The sequence below is a fragment of the Erythrobacter sp. CCH5-A1 genome (assembly GCF_001557115.1).
Classification (GTDB): domain Bacteria; phylum Pseudomonadota; class Alphaproteobacteria; order Sphingomonadales; family Sphingomonadaceae; genus Erythrobacter.
Genome location: NZ_LSKQ01000202.1, coordinates 64066 through 79089, shown reverse-complemented (window position 1 = coordinate 79089; position 15024 = coordinate 64066). Strand labels below are relative to the sequence as shown.

The window sequence follows — 15024 nt, the reverse complement described above, 5'->3', positions numbered from 1 at the left end:
GCGCAGATGAACGCGGCGCGCAAGCGACGCGGACAGTCCTGCCGGGCGCGCCAACGCTGCCGAAGCGGCGGCCGGGCGCTATTCGTGCCGCAGCGCGTCAATCGGATCGAGCTTCGAGGCGCGGCTGGCGGGGTAGTAGCCGAACACCACCCCCATCCCGGCGGCGAACAGGAAGCTAAGGATGTTGATCGCCGGATCGAAGGCGAAAGGCACGTCGATGGCTGATGCCAGCCCGATCGAGGCGACGAAGCCCAGCGCAATCCCCACGAGCCCGCCCAGCGCGCACAGCACCACCGCTTCGGTCAGGAATTGCAGCCGCACCTCGCGCGCGAGCGCACCGATGGCGAGGCGGATGCCGATCTCGCGGGTGCGTTCGGTGACCGAAACGAGCATGATGTTCATGATCCCGATTCCGCCGACGAGCAGGCTGATCGAGGCGATCACCGCCACCATCGCGGTCAGCGCGCCGGTTGCAGCGCCGAGCGCCTGGTTGACCTGCGCGGTGTCAATCACGTTGAAATCATTGGGCGCCCCGTCCTGCAACAGCCGCCGTTCGCGCAGCAGGCCGACCAGTGCATCCTGCACCGTCTTGGCCGAATAGGACGGATCGTATTTGACCACGAAGAAATCGAGGTTCTCGTTGCCGCGGAACCGGCGCTGGACGTTCTTTATCGGCAGGTAAACCGCATCGTCGTCATCCGCGCCATTGCCGCCCTGGCCGCGCTCGGCAACCATCCCGATCACCTCGCACGAGACATCGCCGATCCGCATCCGCGCACCGATCGGACTGCCGGAGGGCGGGAAGATCGCCTCGCGCACCTTCAGTCCGAGCAGACAGACGTTCTTGCCCGATTCCTCCTCGTCGCGCGTGAACAGGCGGCCTTCGTCGACCTTGACCGATTGCGCTGCGAGCAGATCGTTGCTCACCCCCTGCACCCGGGTGTCCCAATCCTGCCCGTTGTAAAAGGCGGTGGCATTGGCATTGACCTGCCCCGCCGCGATCTCGACTCCGGCGATCTGCTGGCCGACAGCGCGCACATCGGCGTCGTCGAACGGGCGGATGGTGCCGCGGTCGGTGCGCACCGGGAAGACGATGAAATTGCTCGCGCCGAGCGAGGAGATCTCGTTCTGCACCGAGGCCGTGACCCCGTTGCCGAGCGTCACCATCGTCACCACCGCCGCGACCCCGATGATGATCCCGAGCGTCGTCAGGATCGAGCGCAGGATGTGCCGCCGGATTTCGCGCAGCGCGAGCAGGATCGAGGTACCGAGCATCAGGCGCCCGCCTCGGCCAGCGCGCCGCGCTCGATCCGCTCGACCAGCCCGTCACGGAAGCGGACGATGGTGCCGGCATAGGCGGCCATGTCCTCCTCGTGGGTGACCATCAGGATGGTGATGCCTTCGCCGTTCAGCCGCTGGAGCAGCTGCATGATCTCGACCGAGCGCTCGCTGTCGAGGTTGCCGGTCGGCTCGTCCGCGAGCAGCACGTCGGGCTGCGTCACCAGCGCGCGGGCGATCGCGACGCGCTGCTGCTGGCCGCCCGAAAGCTCGGCCGGCGTATGGTCGGCCCAGGGCACGAGCCCCACCTGATCGAGCGCGCGCATTGCCGCTGCGCGCCGCACGGATTTCTTCTCGCCGCGGTAGAGCAGCGGCAGTTCGACATTCTCGAGCGCGGTGGTGCGCGCGAGCAGGTTGAAGCCCTGAAATACGAAGCCGAGATAGCGCCGCCGGAGCAGGCTACGCTGGTCGCGGTCCAATCTCTGCACCTCCACGCCCCTGAACCGGAACACACCCCCGGTGGGCACGTCGAGACAGCCGAGGATGTTCATCGTCGTCGACTTGCCCGAGCCAGAAGGCCCCATCACCGCCACGAACTCGCCGCGCATGATGGTGAGATCGACGCCCTTCAGCGCCTGAAACGCCGCCGCTCCGGTGCCGAAGGTCTTGGTGATCCCCTTCAGCTCGATCAGCGGTTCGCCTGTCACTTGCCGGCCGCCTTGACGCCGGTGACGACCTTCATGCCGGGCTTCAGGTCCTTGCCCCGGACCACGGTCAGCCGCCCGTCGCTGCGCCCGGTGATGACTTCGATCGCCTTCAGCGTGCCGTCGGCCTGGAGCACCTGCACCTGCTGGCGGCTTCCTTCGCCGATGGTCGCCTGCTGCTTGCCGTCCTCGAGCCCGATCTGCGGCTGGAACACCCCGCCGCCTTCCTCCTGCTTGGTGTCGGGGCGGAAGCGCAGCGCGGCGTTGGGGACCAGCAAGGCGGTGCCGGTGTTCTGGGTCTCGATGGTCGCGGTCGCGGTCATGCCCGGGCGCAGCAGGCCTTCGGGGTTGCGGACATCGAGCCGCGCTTCGTAGCTCACCACCGAATTGCCCGAAGCCGAGGCCGCCGCGCCGCTGCTGCCGCCGGCGGAGCCTTCGACCGTGCTCTTCGAGGCCAGATCGACCCGCTGGAGCGTCGCCGGGAAACGCTTGCCGGGGTAGGCATCGACCGTGAAGGTCGCACTCTGGCCCGGCTTGACCTGACCGACGTCGGCTTCGTCGATGGCGACGCGCAGCTGCATCTCCGACAGGTCCTCGGCGATCACGAACAGGGTGACGGTGTTGAAGCTGGCGACCACGGTCTGGCCCGGCTCGACCCGGCGGGCGAGCACCACGCCGGTCACCGGCGCGCGGATCACGGCGCGGCTGCGGGTGGTGAGGTTGGCCTTGAGCGAGGCTTCGGCGGCCTGGATATTGGCGCGCGCGGAAGCCAGTGTCGCGCGGTCGCGCTGTACGGCGGCCTCGGCCTGTTCGAGCTCGATCTGCGAAGGCACGCGCCCGCCCGACAGGCGCCGCACTTCCTCCAGCCGCTTCAGCTGGATGGTGTCGATATCGAAGGTTGCCTGCGCCTGGCCCAATGCCGCGCGCGCCGCGCCCACATTGGCGCGCGACTGGGCGATCTGCTGGTCGATGATCTCGGTGTTGATCACTGCGATCACCTGCCCCTTGGTGACCCGGTCGTTGACGTCGACCAGCACCTGATCGAGCGGACCGGTGACTTCCGCGCCGACCTCGACCTGGTTGGTCGGGCGCAGGTTGCCGGTGGCCGTCACCGACAGCGCGAGCGAGGCCTGGGTGACAGGCTCGGTGATGTAGTCGGGCCCGGGCGCCTCGGCCGTGCAGCGGGCGATGAGCAACGCCAGCGCGATCAGGATCAGCGCCGGCAGCCAGAACTTCATCCAGCGCCGCCAGCGCGGGACGGGCTTGGTGCCGAGGAATTCGTCCACCCCGGGGCTATCTGCCGCCGGTTTCGTCAGATCGATCACGCTTCGGGCTCCCCTGAAACTGGATTGATGGCCGCGGCATCGGGCACGCTCCACCCGCCGCCCATGGCGCGGGCAAGCGCGATGAAGGCCTGCGCGCGCGCGCCTTGCGCGCTGACCAGTGCGTTGCGGGCGGAGAGCAGCTGGCTTTCGGTCACGAGCAGGGTCTGGAAATCGATCAGCCCCGCCTGATACTGGCTGCGGGCGAGGATCGCGGCGTTTTGCGCGCCCTCGCTCGCTTCGGTCAGCGCGATGACGCGGGCGTCGCTGGTATCGAGATCGACCGCGGCGCTCTCGACTTCCTCGAGCGCGGCAAGGATGCTCTGCCGCCACGCCGCGAGCGAGCCGTCGGCATTGGCGCGCGCGGCGTCGATCTGCCCGCGCACCCGCCCGCCGTCGAAGATCAGCTGCGATAGGCTGGCAAAGACATTGCCGGTGACGATGTCGAACAGGTTGCCAACATCGCTCGCGCCGGTGTTGAGCGTGCCGCTGAGGCGCGCCAGCGGATAGAGCTGCGCACGCGCGACGCCGATGCGGTCGAGACTGGCCGCAAGCCGCGCTTCGGCGGCGCTCACATCAGGGCGGCGACGCAGCAGGTCGGCCGGCGCGGCAAGCGCTACACGCTGCGGCGGCACCGGCACGGCGCGCGGGGCCTCGGTGAAGGCACGGTAGACCCGCCCCGGCGGCTCGCCGATCAGCGTCGAAATCGCATTGGCGACCGCGACGAGGTTGCTTTCGAGCAGCGGGATCGAGGCCGCGGTCTGCGCCCGCTGGGTGCGCGCCTGCTCGACATCGAGGCTGGAGACCAGCCCCGCCTGATTGCGCCAGCGGGCGATCTGGAGGTTGTCGTCCTGAACGGCGAGCGTCTCGCGGGCGATGGCAAGCTGCCCGGCGATCGCGCGGGCGCTTATCACTTGCGTCGCAACCTGCGCCGCAATCACCCGCTCGAGATCGCCGAGCGAATAGCCCGCAGCCTGAAGATCGCCGCGCGCGGCATCGCGCGAGGCGTCGATCCGGCCGAACAGGTCCGCCTCCCATTGCGCATTGGCGCCGAGCGAGAATTGCACGCCATTGCGCGCCAGATCGCCGACATCGCGCTGCGCGCCGCCGCTGCCCGAAATGGTCGGCAGGAACTCGGCCTCGGCCTGCCGCAGCCCCGCCCGCGCTGCCCGGAGGCGGGCGGCGGCCTGCGCGAGATCGAGGTTCTCGGCCTGCGCCCTGGCGACGAATTCGCTCACCAGCGGATCGTCAAGCATCGTCCAGTAGCGATCGAGCGGCACCGCGGTCTCGCCCGGAGGCGCGAGCACCCATCGCTCGGGAAGAGGCTGGGCGCTTGCCATGGCGGGCGGATCCTCGCGCGAGAGCGCACAGCCGGACAGCGCGGGCGCGGCGATAGCGAGACACCATGCCGCGCGCCATGCCGCCGTCATTGCATGCGGCTCAGCAGCCGCGTTGCGATGATTGTCACGCTGCAAGTGCAACCCCTTTTCTGCCCCGACCGACTTGCGCGGTCTTTGACCCCGACGGTGCCAAGTCCCCGGAACACCATAAGTTGCTACAGCGCGATGCGACCGCACACAACGCGCCTTCGTCGACTGTATTGCGGTTGTTGTCGATGAAACAGAGGGGTTTGGCAGCCCGTCTGCACAAGTTCTGCACGAAAATCATGCGGGCAGCACAAGCCGGGCACCATCTTCTGCGCACCGTCAGGCGGCAAATCCTCCGGCGACAACCGGAGAATGAACATGCCCCATGCCATTGCCCCGCCTGCCTTCTCGCGCTTCCGCTTCCTTGCAAAACCCGCTGCAGCCGCCGCCGTCATAACGGTGGGCGACCTGCTGCTCTACGGCTACGGGGGCGGATCGGTGATCGGCGGCTTCGCCCTCGTCTGGCTCGCAGCGCTGATCCTCGCCCGCCCCGCCGTGCTCCGCGCCCGCGGGGCATGGATCGCGCTTGGCTGCGCCGCGCTCTACGTGCTGATGCTGGTCCTCGAGCCCTCGCTGCTTGCCGCGATGCTGTTCCTCGCCGCGATCGGCAGCGCCGCGCTGCTGGTGCGCCACGTGTTCGACAATGCCATTCTGTGGGGCGTGCGGCTCGGCTTCCTGGGCCTTCGCGCACCCTTCGGCCCGCCCGGCGACCTTTGGCGCATGCTCCGCCTGCCCGGACGCAGCGGATCCTCGAGCGCGCGGGCGCTGGTGATGAACCTTGTCCTGCCGCTATCGGGCGGGGCGGTGTTCCTCTCCCTGTTCGCCAGCGCCAACCCGGTGCTCGGGCAAGCGCTGGATGCGGTCCGGCTGCCCGATACCGGCACGCTGATCCTGCACGCGATACTGTGGACCGTGATCCTCGGCTTCGTCTGGCCGACCCTGCGCCCGCGCGCGCTGCGGATCGCGGGCGGGACCTGGGGCATCCTGCCGCGCCTGCCCGACCCGCCGGTCACCTCCGCGCTCATCACGCTCGGCATCTTCAACGCAGTCTTCGCGCTGGAGAACGGGCTCGATATCGCCTTCCTGTGGAGCGGCGCGCCCTTGCCGGGGGACATCACCCTGGCCGATTACGCGCACCGCGGCGCCTACACCCTGATCGCCACCGCGCTGCTGGCGGGCCTCTTCGTCCTTGCCGTCCTGCGCCCCGGCACGGCCCTCGCGCGCCACGATTGGGTGCGCCGGCTGGTCTTGGTCTGGGTCGCGCAGAACATCCTGCTGGTCGCCTCGAGCATGCTGCGCCTTGCCGACTACATCGCGGCCTACTCGCTCACCGAACTGCGCATCGCCGCACTGGTGTGGATGGTGCTGGTCGCCTGCGGGCTGATGCTGATCGGCTGGCGCTTCGCCACCAACAGGAGCGCGGCCTGGCTGATCAACGCCAATGCCCTGACCGCGGGCATCGCGCTGACCGGGGCGAGCATCGTCGATTTCGGCGCGGTCGCGGCGCGCTGGAATGTCGATCACCCGAGCGAGCTGGTCGCGCTCGACCTGTGCTATCTCGAACGGCTGGACAGCGCCGCGCTGATCCCGCTGATCGAGCTGCGCGATGCCCCGATCGGGGCCGAGCGGCAGGAGCGGGCCGTCTATATCAGCGGCAAGGCCTATGCCGAGCTCGCCGCGCGGCAGGCCGACTGGCAGGCCTGGACCTTGCGCGGCGCGTGGCGGCTCGCTCGGGCCGAGGCGATGCTGGCGGGCGACACCCGCGTGGCCGTGGCCGCCCCCTACGGCCGCGATTGCGGCGGCGACATTCTCCCGCCGCCGCCTCCGCCGCCTCCTGTCGAGGCGCCCGAGGCTGCCGAGACCGCGCCCGTCGCGGACCAGCCCGCCGCGCCCCCCGCGCCTGTGTCCGGCGAACCGGACCTGCCGGTTGTGCCGCCCTATCGTCGCGGATTGACGAAAGGCGAAATCCGGTGATCTTGCGGAGCATGCCCCACACCATCCTTGTCGTCGACGACGATCCCCACATCCGCCAGCTGCTGGTCTTCGCGCTCGGCAAGGCGGGGCTGGCCAGCCACGAGGCCGCCGATGGCGAGGAGGCGGTGGCGATGATCGCGGCCTGCCCGCCCGATCTCGTCATCCTCGACATCAACATGCCGCGCATGGACGGGCTCGAGGTGTGTCGCCGGGTACGCGCGACCAGCAGTGTGCCGATCCTGTTCCTGTCCTCGCGCGATGACGAGATCGACCGGGTGCTGGGGATCGAGTTGGGGGGAGACGACTATGTCGTCAAACCTTTCTCCCCGCGCGAGGTGGTGGCGCGGACGCAGGCGATCCTGCGCCGCGCGGGCGGAGGTGCCGGCGCTGCGGCTCCGCCCGAGCCACAGGGGGCGCGTGTCACTCACGGCTGCCTCATGCTCGATACCGAAGGCTGGCGCGCGCATTGGGACGGACGCGAGGTGGTCCTCACCGTCACCGAATTTGCCATGCTGCGCGCGCTTGCGGCCCGGCCGGGGAAGGTGTTCAGCCGCGACGAGCTGATCGACCGGTTGCACGGCCCCGGGTTTGCCGTCACCGACCGCACCATCGACAGCCACATCCGCAACATCCGCGCCAAATTCGCCGCAGTCGGCGGGGCGGGGTTGATCGAGACCCGTGCGGGGATCGGCTACGCGCTCGGGCCCTGCTCGTCCGGCAGCGCGGCAGCGGGATGATCCGCGCCGCCAAGGAATGGCTCAAGGCGCGCTGGCCGCGGCTGAGCTTGCGCACCATCGTCTTCGCGACGCTGTTCACCGTCGCCGCGCTGCCGGGGATCGCGGCGATGTTCCTGCGCGTCTACGAGAACACGCTGGTGCGCCAGACCGAGGCCGAGCTGGTCGCGCAAGGGGCGGCGCTGGCGGCAACCGCGGCGGCAGGCTGGCCCGGAGCGCCGCCCGCCACGCTGCCCGACCCGCGCGATCTGGCGCCCGAGGTGCCGACCATCGACCTCAGCAGCACCCCGATCCTGCCCGAGCGGCCCGCGCCCGCACAGGTCCCGGCCGTCCCCGACCCGCAAGCGCTTGCCGCCGCCCGGACGCTCGCGCCGGTGGCGGCGCGCACCCGGCAGGTGACGCTTTCGGCCATTGTCCTGCTCGACCGGCAGGGTCTGGTTGCCGCCCAAGGCAATGCGCAAAGCCTCGCCGCGCTGCCCGAAGTGCGCGCCGCGCTCGCCGGGCGGCCTGCGACCGTGCTGCGCCGCAATGGCGATTACCGGGCCGGTTACGATCTCGAATGGCTCAGCCGCGCCGCCGCGCTGAGGGTGCATCATGCCCGCCCGGTGATCGTGAACGGCAAGGTCGTCGGCGTGCTGCTGCTGTCGCGCTCCGCACGGGCGCTGTTCAAGGGGCTTTATGCCGATCGCGGCAAGATCGCCTTCGGGATTGTCGCGATCCTGGGCGTGCTGGTGGTGCTCTCGGGCGTGCTCTCGCGCGGGATTGTCCAGCCGGTCGAGGCGCTGGCACAGGCAAGCCGCGCGCTCGCTTCGGGGCGGCAGGAGACCATCCCCGAACCGCCGCGCACCGCCGCGACCGAGATCCAGGCGCTCTATGCCGATTTCGCCCGCATGGCCGAGGCGATCGAGCGGCGCTCGCGCTACCTGCGCGATTTCGCCCATGCGGTGAGCCACGAGTTCAAGACCCCGCTTTCGGGGATCAGGGGGACGCTCGAAATCCTCGCCGATCACGGCGAGACCATGGCCCCCGACGAGCGGCGGCGGTTTCTTGCCAATGCCGATGGCGATGCGGCGCGGCTGACGATGCTGACCGCAAGGCTGCTCGAGATGGCGCGGGCGGACCTTGGCGCCAATGATCCGGCGGCGCGGGCCGATCTTGCCGATATCCTGCGGCGGCAGGCCGATGCCTGCGCGGCGGGCTTTGCGGTCGACGCCGATATCGCGCCCGGCCTGCCGCTGCTGGCGATGCCTGAAGCCGCGCTAGAGGCGATTGTCGGGGCGCTGATCGACAATGCGCGGCAGGCGGGAGCCCGGCGGATCACCTTTGCCGCGAAGCCCGAGCCGGTGACAGGCATGGCGCACATCACCATCGCCGATGATGGCCCCGGCATCGCGCCGGGTGACCGGGCGCGGGTGTTCGAGCCCTTCTTCACCACCCGCCGCGCGAGCGGGGGCAGCGGGCTCGGTCTGCCGATCGTCCTTTCGCTGGCTGCGGCCGCCGGGGGCGAATTGCGGCTCGACGAGAGCGATGCCGAGGGTGGAGGCGGCGCGCGCTTCATCCTGAGGGTGCCGATGGCCGGCCATGGGTGAGGACGCGGCGGCCGCCACCGGGGCAGCTTAGCGCCCTCAGGTCGCGGGCAAGGCGCGCAGGCGCCGTTCCCCGAACCACAGCGCGCCGGTGACCGCCAGCCACCCGAGGAAGTAGGGCCACGCGGGCGAGCGTCGCTCCGGCAGAGTGCGGGCGGCGCTCGCGGATTGCTCGGCGGCCCAGCGCATTGTCTCCCGCCCGGTTTCGGCGGCCCGCAGCGATGCGAAGGCAGCCTCGGGAAAGACGGGGAAGGCGAAGATCTGTTCGCCATCGCGGCCCGTCTGCACGATCCGGTGCTCGCCGGGTGCGAGCGGCCAGTAGGCGGCGCATCCGCGCGGTCCGGCCGCGGGGTCGATGACGAGCGCGATTTCGGCCTTGTCGGGCACGACAACCCGCGCGCCCGGGGCAATGCCGCAGATCGCGGCCCGCTCTCCGGCCCGCACCAGCGCGGGAACATCGGGGCGGAACACGGCGTCGGGCCGCACGACTGCGCTCAGCGCCGCGCTCCACCACTGCGCGTAACGATCCTGCTGCCCGCCGAGCACCAGCGCGAAGCTGCCCGCGAGCGTCCACACCGCCACGCGCCCGGCCCCGCGCTGCTGCCAGCCCGCGATGAGCGCGCCCTCGGCATCGGTCACGACCGGCACCACCTCCGGCCCGGTGCGAAGCGCCCAGCGCCCGAGTTCGGGGGCGGGATCATCGAGCGTGTTGAGATCCTCCGCCGCATCGGGCAGCGGCGGGCCGCGCCGTGCCGCGAGCGCCTCGGCGTCCGGGGCGAGCGGGGCCAGCGCCACCGGTGCCATCTCGCCGCCGCCCTCGCTGGCAAAGCCCAGATCGCGCCACGTCTCGCGCGTGCCGGCGGTCGCGGGGCCGGTCATCACCACCACCACGCCCAGCCCCCCTGCGACCGCCCGCGCCAAAGCCGCCCGCCCGCCGCCGCCGAGCGCCGCGAGCGACCGGTCGTCGATGATCACGATGTCGCTATCGGCAAGGCTTGCCGCATCGATCCGCACCCCGTCGCCCCCCAGATCGACGCCCGCGCCGGCATCGAGGCGGCTCTTGAGCGCAATCCCTGAATCCTCCGCCCAGCGGCGCAGATACTTGGTCTCGGGCGAGGGGGTGCCGATCAGCAGAGCGCGCACCGGGCGGTTCTCCAGCGTACGCAGCGGGACGAGAGTGTCCGAGACGATGGCCTTGTCGCGCCCGCGCAGGCGGAGCGTGAATGTGGCCAGCCCCGGCGCGCGCGCGGTGCCGCCGAGCGTGAATTGCCCCGCGTCGCCAAGCGCGCGGCTGTCGACCCGCTGTCCGGCCGGATCGATGAGTTCGGCCGTGCCGCCCGCCATGCCCGCCACTTCGCCCGCGAGCGTGAAGACGGCGCCTGCGGTGGTATCGGCGGGGGGATCGAGCCGGATCAACCCGCGCGGGGGCGGCATCGAGGTGAAGGTGGCGGGGATGCCGGCGGCATGGTTGCGATCGCGCGCTGTCAGCCCGCGACCGGCGATGCGCAGGCGCTGCACCTGAGCGTAGCGGCGCAGCGCAGTGGCGAGATCGGGGACCCGCTCGGCTCCGGCGAGAGCAGGTGCTTCGGGCAGGGCGACGAGCCGCTCGCTCGGCCCGGCGCGCGTGCCCGCAGGCGTCTCGGCGGTGGCCACCAGCAGCGTCTCGCCGCCGAGCGGGATTGCGGGAGGGAAGAGGGCGAGATGGAGGAGCGCGCCGCTCGCCAGCGAAAGGCCCGCAAGCAGCCACGCCAGCCAGCCGCGCCGCAGCAGCGCGATCCGCACCGCCGCGGCCAGCGCGCCCACGGCGATCAGCACAGCGGCGAGCGTTTCGGGCGCGATCATTCAGCGCAGCCCCTCGGCATAGCGGCGACCCAGCGCGCCGCCATCGCCGCGGCGCCGGACTTGCGCGGGCGGGCGGGTGAGCACGGTCCACAATTGCCCGCGCAGCTTCTCGCGCAAGGCGCGCGAGCCGGGCTGGCCGCGCACCGCGTCGATGGCGGCGAGCACCGCGAGGGGATCGCCGATCCGGGCGCTGTTGCCGCGCACCCAGCCCTCAAGCCCGGCAAGGTCGATTGCCCCGGGCTGGGCGAGAGCGCGCCATGCTGTCGCCGGTACCGCATCCTCGATCACGAAGGGGGTCAGCCGTGCAGGGCCACCGACGATCCCCACGCGCTTGCCGGTCAGACGACGGGCCATGTCGATCGGCGGCTGTTGCGAGCCGATCTTGGGCAGGTAGATCCGCGTCGCCTGCTGGATGCGCTTGATGTAATCGAGCGCCTTGTTCTCGAACGGGAGCGCCGCCTCGGGCCTGCCGCTGCGCAGATTGACCTCGGCCTCCCACATCGCATCGAGCGCGAGCTTGAGCAGGTTGCGGGTGCCGGGATCGAGCAGGGTCGCCGCCTCGCTCTCGTCATGGGTGTGGCCGTATTCGGCCAGCACATTGCCGAGATCGCCGAACACCGGGCTTTCTGGCGCCTCGCCGTGGTCGTGGCCGTCACCGTCATAATGTTCGGGCTCTTCGGGTTCGTCCCCGTGCTCGTCTTTTTCGGCTGTGGGCAGCGGGGGTTTGGGGGTCTCCTCGGCCTCCATGCCCATGAACTGGCCATAGCGCAGGCGCAGCAACCGCTGGTCGACGCCGATGGTGTCGGAACGGACGAGGAATTCGTCGGCGCTGAGGCTGCGGCGCTGGCGGATCAGCGCCTCGGTGTCGATGATCACCTGCCGCTGGCTGCGGAAATAGGCGGGCATCTGCTGCTTGGCCATAAGGTCGAGGCCTTCAGCCTCGGCTGGCCGGGGCGCGGGGAAGCGCAGGATCACGCCGGGGCCGCGCACCACTTGCGGGCCGGGGGAGCGGGTATCGGCGACCGTGAGCTGCGCGACGAGATCGCTGCCCGGCACGAGGCCGTATCCGCCGAGCGGCAGATCGATGGTGAAGCGGCGGCGGCGCGGATCGCCGGTGCCGGTGACGGTGATGTTGCGCTCCGAGAAACGCACGTTCTCGCCCTCGCCGATCGCGGTGGTGACGGTGAGGCGGGCAAGGGTATCGACCGCGTAATCGTCGGCCGCTTCGAACACGATGCGCCAGCTGCGCTGGCCGGGCTGCATGGTGGCAAGGCCCGAGGCAGGCTCGACCACGCGCACTTGCGGCGGCTCGTCGGCAATGGGCTCGAGGCGGTGGGCGGGGAGGGCGGTGCGCATGCCTTGCGCGGTGACGCGGTAGAGCGCGGGCACATCAAGCCGCAGCGCCCCCGTCCAGCCCTCCGCGCCCTGCGTCAGCGCCACGCGCTGACCGCCGACCAGTTGCAGACCTGCGGATTGTGGCTCCGGCGCGAAGGCGAGGGTCCATTCGATGCGCGTGCCTTGCGGCGCGCGGATGTCGAGGCCTTCGGCGTAACGGGGCGCAAGGCCGGTATAGGCGGGCGGCACGATCCGCACGCGCTGCCCCGTGAGGCGCGGCTCGCCCGGCGCTGCGGCAGTGCTGCCCGCCACAGGGGCGAGCGGGGGCGGGGCACTGGTGTGCATCTGCCACACGGCAACCCCTGCCAGCGCCGCGATGCCCAGGCCCCACGCAAGCGCGATCCTGCGCCAGGGCCAGGCATCGGCGAGTCCGGCGGGATCGACCGCCGCGACACGCGCAGCGATGCGTTCGGCCTGAAGCCGTTCGAGCGGGGAGCGCTCGCCGGGCGAGAACACCAGCGCGGCGCTGTCTTCGAGGCTTGCCTCGCGCGCGTTGAGGCGGCGCACCAGCCAGCCAGTGTCGCGCCGCGCGGCGCTGCGCGTGGCGACGAAGGCGATGGCGATTCCCCCGAGGATCAGCAGCCCTGCGCCCGCCACGATCCCGGCAAGCGCCACGCCGAGCGCGGCGATAACGAATGCGAGCGGGCTCCACACCAGCACTGCCTCCGCAGCGGCGCGGCGGCGCGCGGGGGCAAGCCACGGGTCGGGGCCGAGTTCGAGGCTCACGCTGCAAATCTCCGGGCGCGGCTCGCCAGCATCCGCTCGGCAAGGAAGACGAGCGCGATCAGCACAGCGAGCCACGCCGACAGTTCGCGCGGGGGGAGGGGGTAGGGCGCGGCGCCGCTCGCAGGCGAAGCGGCGGCTGCGACGACCCGCGCAGGCGGCGGGGCGAGGGGCGAGACGAGATCGCGCAAGGCGGCCGGAAAGCCGGGATCGAGGAGATCGGGCATCACCGCTGGTTCGAGCGGACGGGTGAAGCGCATCACCCGGCCCGTGCCGAGCGGTCCGCCCTCGACCAGCGTATTGCCGCCCGCATCCGCCCACAGCGGTCCGCTCGCGGCAGGCATCGCGATCTCCGCCGTGCTTGCGAGCAGCGCGGTGCCGCCGGCCTCGACCCAATCGGTCACGTTTGAAGGGACGGGGCCGGGGTGCAGCCAGACCAGCACCGATCCACGCGGGGGGAGAGTGTCCCCCGCCTCGGCGGTGAAGGTTGCGGTCGCTTCCCAAGCGGCAGCGGCGGCGCGGAAATAGCGCAAGGGCGCGGCGGTCCGGCCCTCGGCGTAGCGGACCGCGAGGGCCGGGGCTGGGGCAGGCTGCGCACCTGCCGCGCCGGGTGCGGCGGCGAGGGTTCGCCATGTGACCTTGCGGGTGAGCTTGAGCCGCTCGGCATCGACCCCGCCCAGCACCGGCGGCACGAGGATCGTCAGCGGCGCGCCCTGCGGCAGCTCGGCATCGAACTGGCGGATCAGGCTGGAGAGCAGGACCGGGCCTTGGGGTGGTGCATTGGCTAGAGCGGGAAAGCCGGGCGCAATCCAATGCGCCTCCGTTTCCGTCCCCGCCGCCGTGCGCGCCGCCGCGGCGTCGACCCCGGGCGCGACCAGCACGCGCGCGCTTTTGTCCTCCCACCCCAGCGCCGCCGGCTGTGCAAGCAGCAGCGCCAACAGCGCGACCAGCAGCAGCCGCAGCGCGAGCAGCAGCAACTCGTCGAACCGGATGCGGCGCCGGGGCCGGGGTAGCGCCTCGAGCCAGCGCATCGCCGCGAAATCGAGCGGCACCTCCTCGGTCCGGCGGCGCAGGTGGACAAGCAGTGGCACGATCAGCGCTGCCAGCGCGGCAAGGCCGAACGGGGCGAGCAGCAGGGGGGTCACGCCGGCAGCGCTCCACGGCCGAAGAAGGCATGCAGCGGCCGGTCGATCGGCTCGTCGAGCACGTGGGCGGTGTGGCGGATGCCCGCCGCATCAAGCCGTTCGGCCAACATCGCCCGTGCTGCGGCGAAACGGTAAAGGAAGGTGTCGCGCAAGGCCGCACCGTCGCCGATCAGGTCCGCGCCGCTTTCGGGATCGATGAAGCGGTAGCCGCCATCGAAGTGGAAGTCGCGCTCCTCCACTGTCAGCATCTGCACCGCCAGCACCTCGCGCCCCGCCTTGGCGAGGCGTTCGATCATGGCGATGCCGCGCTCGTCGAAGCAATCGGACAGGAACAGCACCAGATCGCGCGCGCCGATGCGTTCCCAGAGGGGCGCGAGGGTGGCCGCGTCGGGAAAACTCCCCGCCGCCTCTAGCCGCGAAAGGGCGATCTGCATTCGCTCGAATTGCGCACGGCCGCGGTGCGGATCGGCGACCACCAGCCCGCCATCCCGCAGTCCGATCCACCCGAAGCGGTCGCCCTGCATCAGCGCAAGTTGCGCGGTGCACAGCGCGAGCAGCCTGGCCGCGTCCATCCGCGACCAACCGGGCCGCGCCCGGTCCGTCTGTCTCATCGAGGCGCTGGCATCGAGCAGGATCCACACCGCGATCGGGCTTTCCTCCTCCGCTTCGCGCACGAAGAACTTGTCCGAGCGGGCGAAAAGCTTCCAGTCGATGCGGCGCGGCTCATCCCCCGGCTCGTAGGCGCGGTATTGCGCGAATTCGATGCCGGCGCCTTTGTTGCGGCTCTGGTGCATGCCGAAGCCGCGGTCACCCATGTCGCGCCGGGTGCGCAGGGACAGGCGCTTCAGTCGGCTGCGCACCTCGGGCGGGATGGTGAGCGGCGGGGGCGCCATG

11 protein-coding genes are annotated in these 15024 nt (G+C 71.1%); 3 read left to right on the top strand and 8 right to left on the bottom strand.

All coding sequences use genetic code 11. The annotated features are described in order from the left end of the window. Nucleotides 1–78 precede the first annotated feature (78 nt). From AX708_RS12205 to AX708_RS12190, 4 genes are read right to left on the bottom strand one after another with little or no spacing between them, the layout of a single operon-like run. Nucleotides 79–1275, bottom strand: a complete 1197-nt coding sequence (locus AX708_RS12205; RefSeq protein WP_066524986.1) for an ABC transporter permease — start codon at nucleotides 1273–1275, stop codon at nucleotides 79–81. After that, on the bottom strand, nucleotides 1275–1985 hold the full coding sequence (locus AX708_RS12200; RefSeq protein WP_066524983.1) for an ABC transporter ATP-binding protein: 711 nt from the start codon (nucleotides 1983–1985) through the stop codon (nucleotides 1275–1277). Before AX708_RS12200 ends, AX708_RS12205 begins: the two co-directional genes overlap by 1 nt. Next, entirely contained in the window at nucleotides 1982–3307 is a 1326-nt protein-coding gene (locus AX708_RS12195; RefSeq protein ID WP_197425821.1) for an efflux RND transporter periplasmic adaptor subunit, read from the bottom strand. Before AX708_RS12195 ends, AX708_RS12200 begins: the two co-directional genes overlap by 4 nt. Beyond that, on the bottom strand, nucleotides 3304–4734 hold the full coding sequence (locus AX708_RS12190) for an efflux transporter outer membrane subunit (protein ID WP_066524981.1): 1431 nt from the start codon (nucleotides 4732–4734) through the stop codon (nucleotides 3304–3306). Before AX708_RS12190 ends, AX708_RS12195 begins: the two co-directional genes overlap by 4 nt. 315 nt (nucleotides 4735–5049) lie before the next feature. On the opposite strand from AX708_RS12190, the gene AX708_RS12185 reads away from it, so the two are divergent. From AX708_RS12185 to AX708_RS12175, 3 genes are read left to right on the top strand one after another with little or no spacing between them, the layout of a single operon-like run. Next, on the top strand, nucleotides 5050–6705 hold the full coding sequence (locus AX708_RS12185) for a DUF4153 domain-containing protein (RefSeq protein WP_067490167.1): 1656 nt from the start codon (nucleotides 5050–5052) through the stop codon (nucleotides 6703–6705). 11 nt (nucleotides 6706–6716) lie between these two features. Further along, nucleotides 6717–7442, top strand: a complete 726-nt coding sequence (locus tag AX708_RS12180) for a response regulator transcription factor (RefSeq protein ID WP_066524976.1) — start codon at nucleotides 6717–6719, stop codon at nucleotides 7440–7442. Beyond that, the gene (locus tag AX708_RS12175; protein ID WP_066524974.1) at nucleotides 7439–9028 is read left to right on the top strand and encodes a HAMP domain-containing sensor histidine kinase; all 1590 of its coding nucleotides are present in this window, start codon (nucleotides 7439–7441) and stop codon (nucleotides 9026–9028) included. The genes AX708_RS12180 and AX708_RS12175 overlap by 4 nt, the downstream gene beginning before the upstream one ends. Before the next feature lie 36 nt (nucleotides 9029–9064). Here AX708_RS12175 and AX708_RS12170 read toward each other — a convergent pair whose 3' ends face one another. The 4 genes from AX708_RS12170 to AX708_RS12155 are packed head-to-tail and all read right to left on the bottom strand — an operon-like array spanning nucleotide 9065 to nucleotide 15023. Then, a complete protein-coding gene (locus AX708_RS12170; RefSeq protein ID WP_066524972.1) occupies nucleotides 9065–10867 on the bottom strand; it encodes a hypothetical protein in 1803 nt (600 codons plus the stop codon). Then, nucleotides 10868–12988: a DUF4175 family protein gene (locus AX708_RS12165; RefSeq protein WP_066524969.1), complete on the bottom strand. Its 2121-nt coding sequence runs from the start codon at nucleotides 12986–12988 to the stop codon at nucleotides 10868–10870. Next, nucleotides 12985–14130, bottom strand: coding sequence for a BatA domain-containing protein (locus AX708_RS12160; RefSeq protein WP_066524966.1), 1146 nt, complete (start codon nucleotides 14128–14130; stop codon nucleotides 12985–12987). Before AX708_RS12160 ends, AX708_RS12165 begins: the two co-directional genes overlap by 4 nt. Continuing rightward, on the bottom strand, nucleotides 14127–15023 hold the full coding sequence (locus AX708_RS12155) for a DUF58 domain-containing protein (RefSeq protein WP_066524963.1): 897 nt from the start codon (nucleotides 15021–15023) through the stop codon (nucleotides 14127–14129). The genes AX708_RS12160 and AX708_RS12155 overlap by 4 nt, the downstream gene beginning before the upstream one ends. Between the last annotated feature and the right edge of the window lies 1 nt (nucleotide 15024).

What these genes read in the sequence shown, in the direction of transcription:
- AX708_RS12185 (WP_067490167.1), top strand. Translation starts at nt 5,050, where the DNA reads ATGCCCCATGCCATTGCCCCGCCTGCCTTCTCGCGCTTCCGCTTCCTT.
- AX708_RS12180 (WP_066524976.1), top strand. Translation starts at nt 6,717, where the DNA reads ATGCCCCACACCATCCTTGTCGTCGACGACGATCCCCACATCCGCCAG.
- AX708_RS12205 (WP_066524986.1), bottom strand. Translation starts at nt 1,275, where the DNA reads ATGCTCGGTACCTCGATCCTGCTCGCGCTGCGCGAAATCCGGCGGCAC.
- AX708_RS12170 (WP_066524972.1), bottom strand. Translation starts at nt 10,867, where the DNA reads ATGATCGCGCCCGAAACGCTCGCCGCTGTGCTGATCGCCGTGGGCGCG.
- AX708_RS12175 (WP_066524974.1), top strand. Translation starts at nt 7,439, where the DNA reads ATGATCCGCGCCGCCAAGGAATGGCTCAAGGCGCGCTGGCCGCGGCTG.
- AX708_RS12155 (WP_066524963.1), bottom strand. Translation starts at nt 15,023, where the DNA reads ATGGCGCCCCCGCCGCTCACCATCCCGCCCGAGGTGCGCAGCCGACTG.
- AX708_RS12190 (WP_066524981.1), bottom strand. Translation starts at nt 4,734, where the DNA reads ATGACGGCGGCATGGCGCGCGGCATGGTGTCTCGCTATCGCCGCGCCC.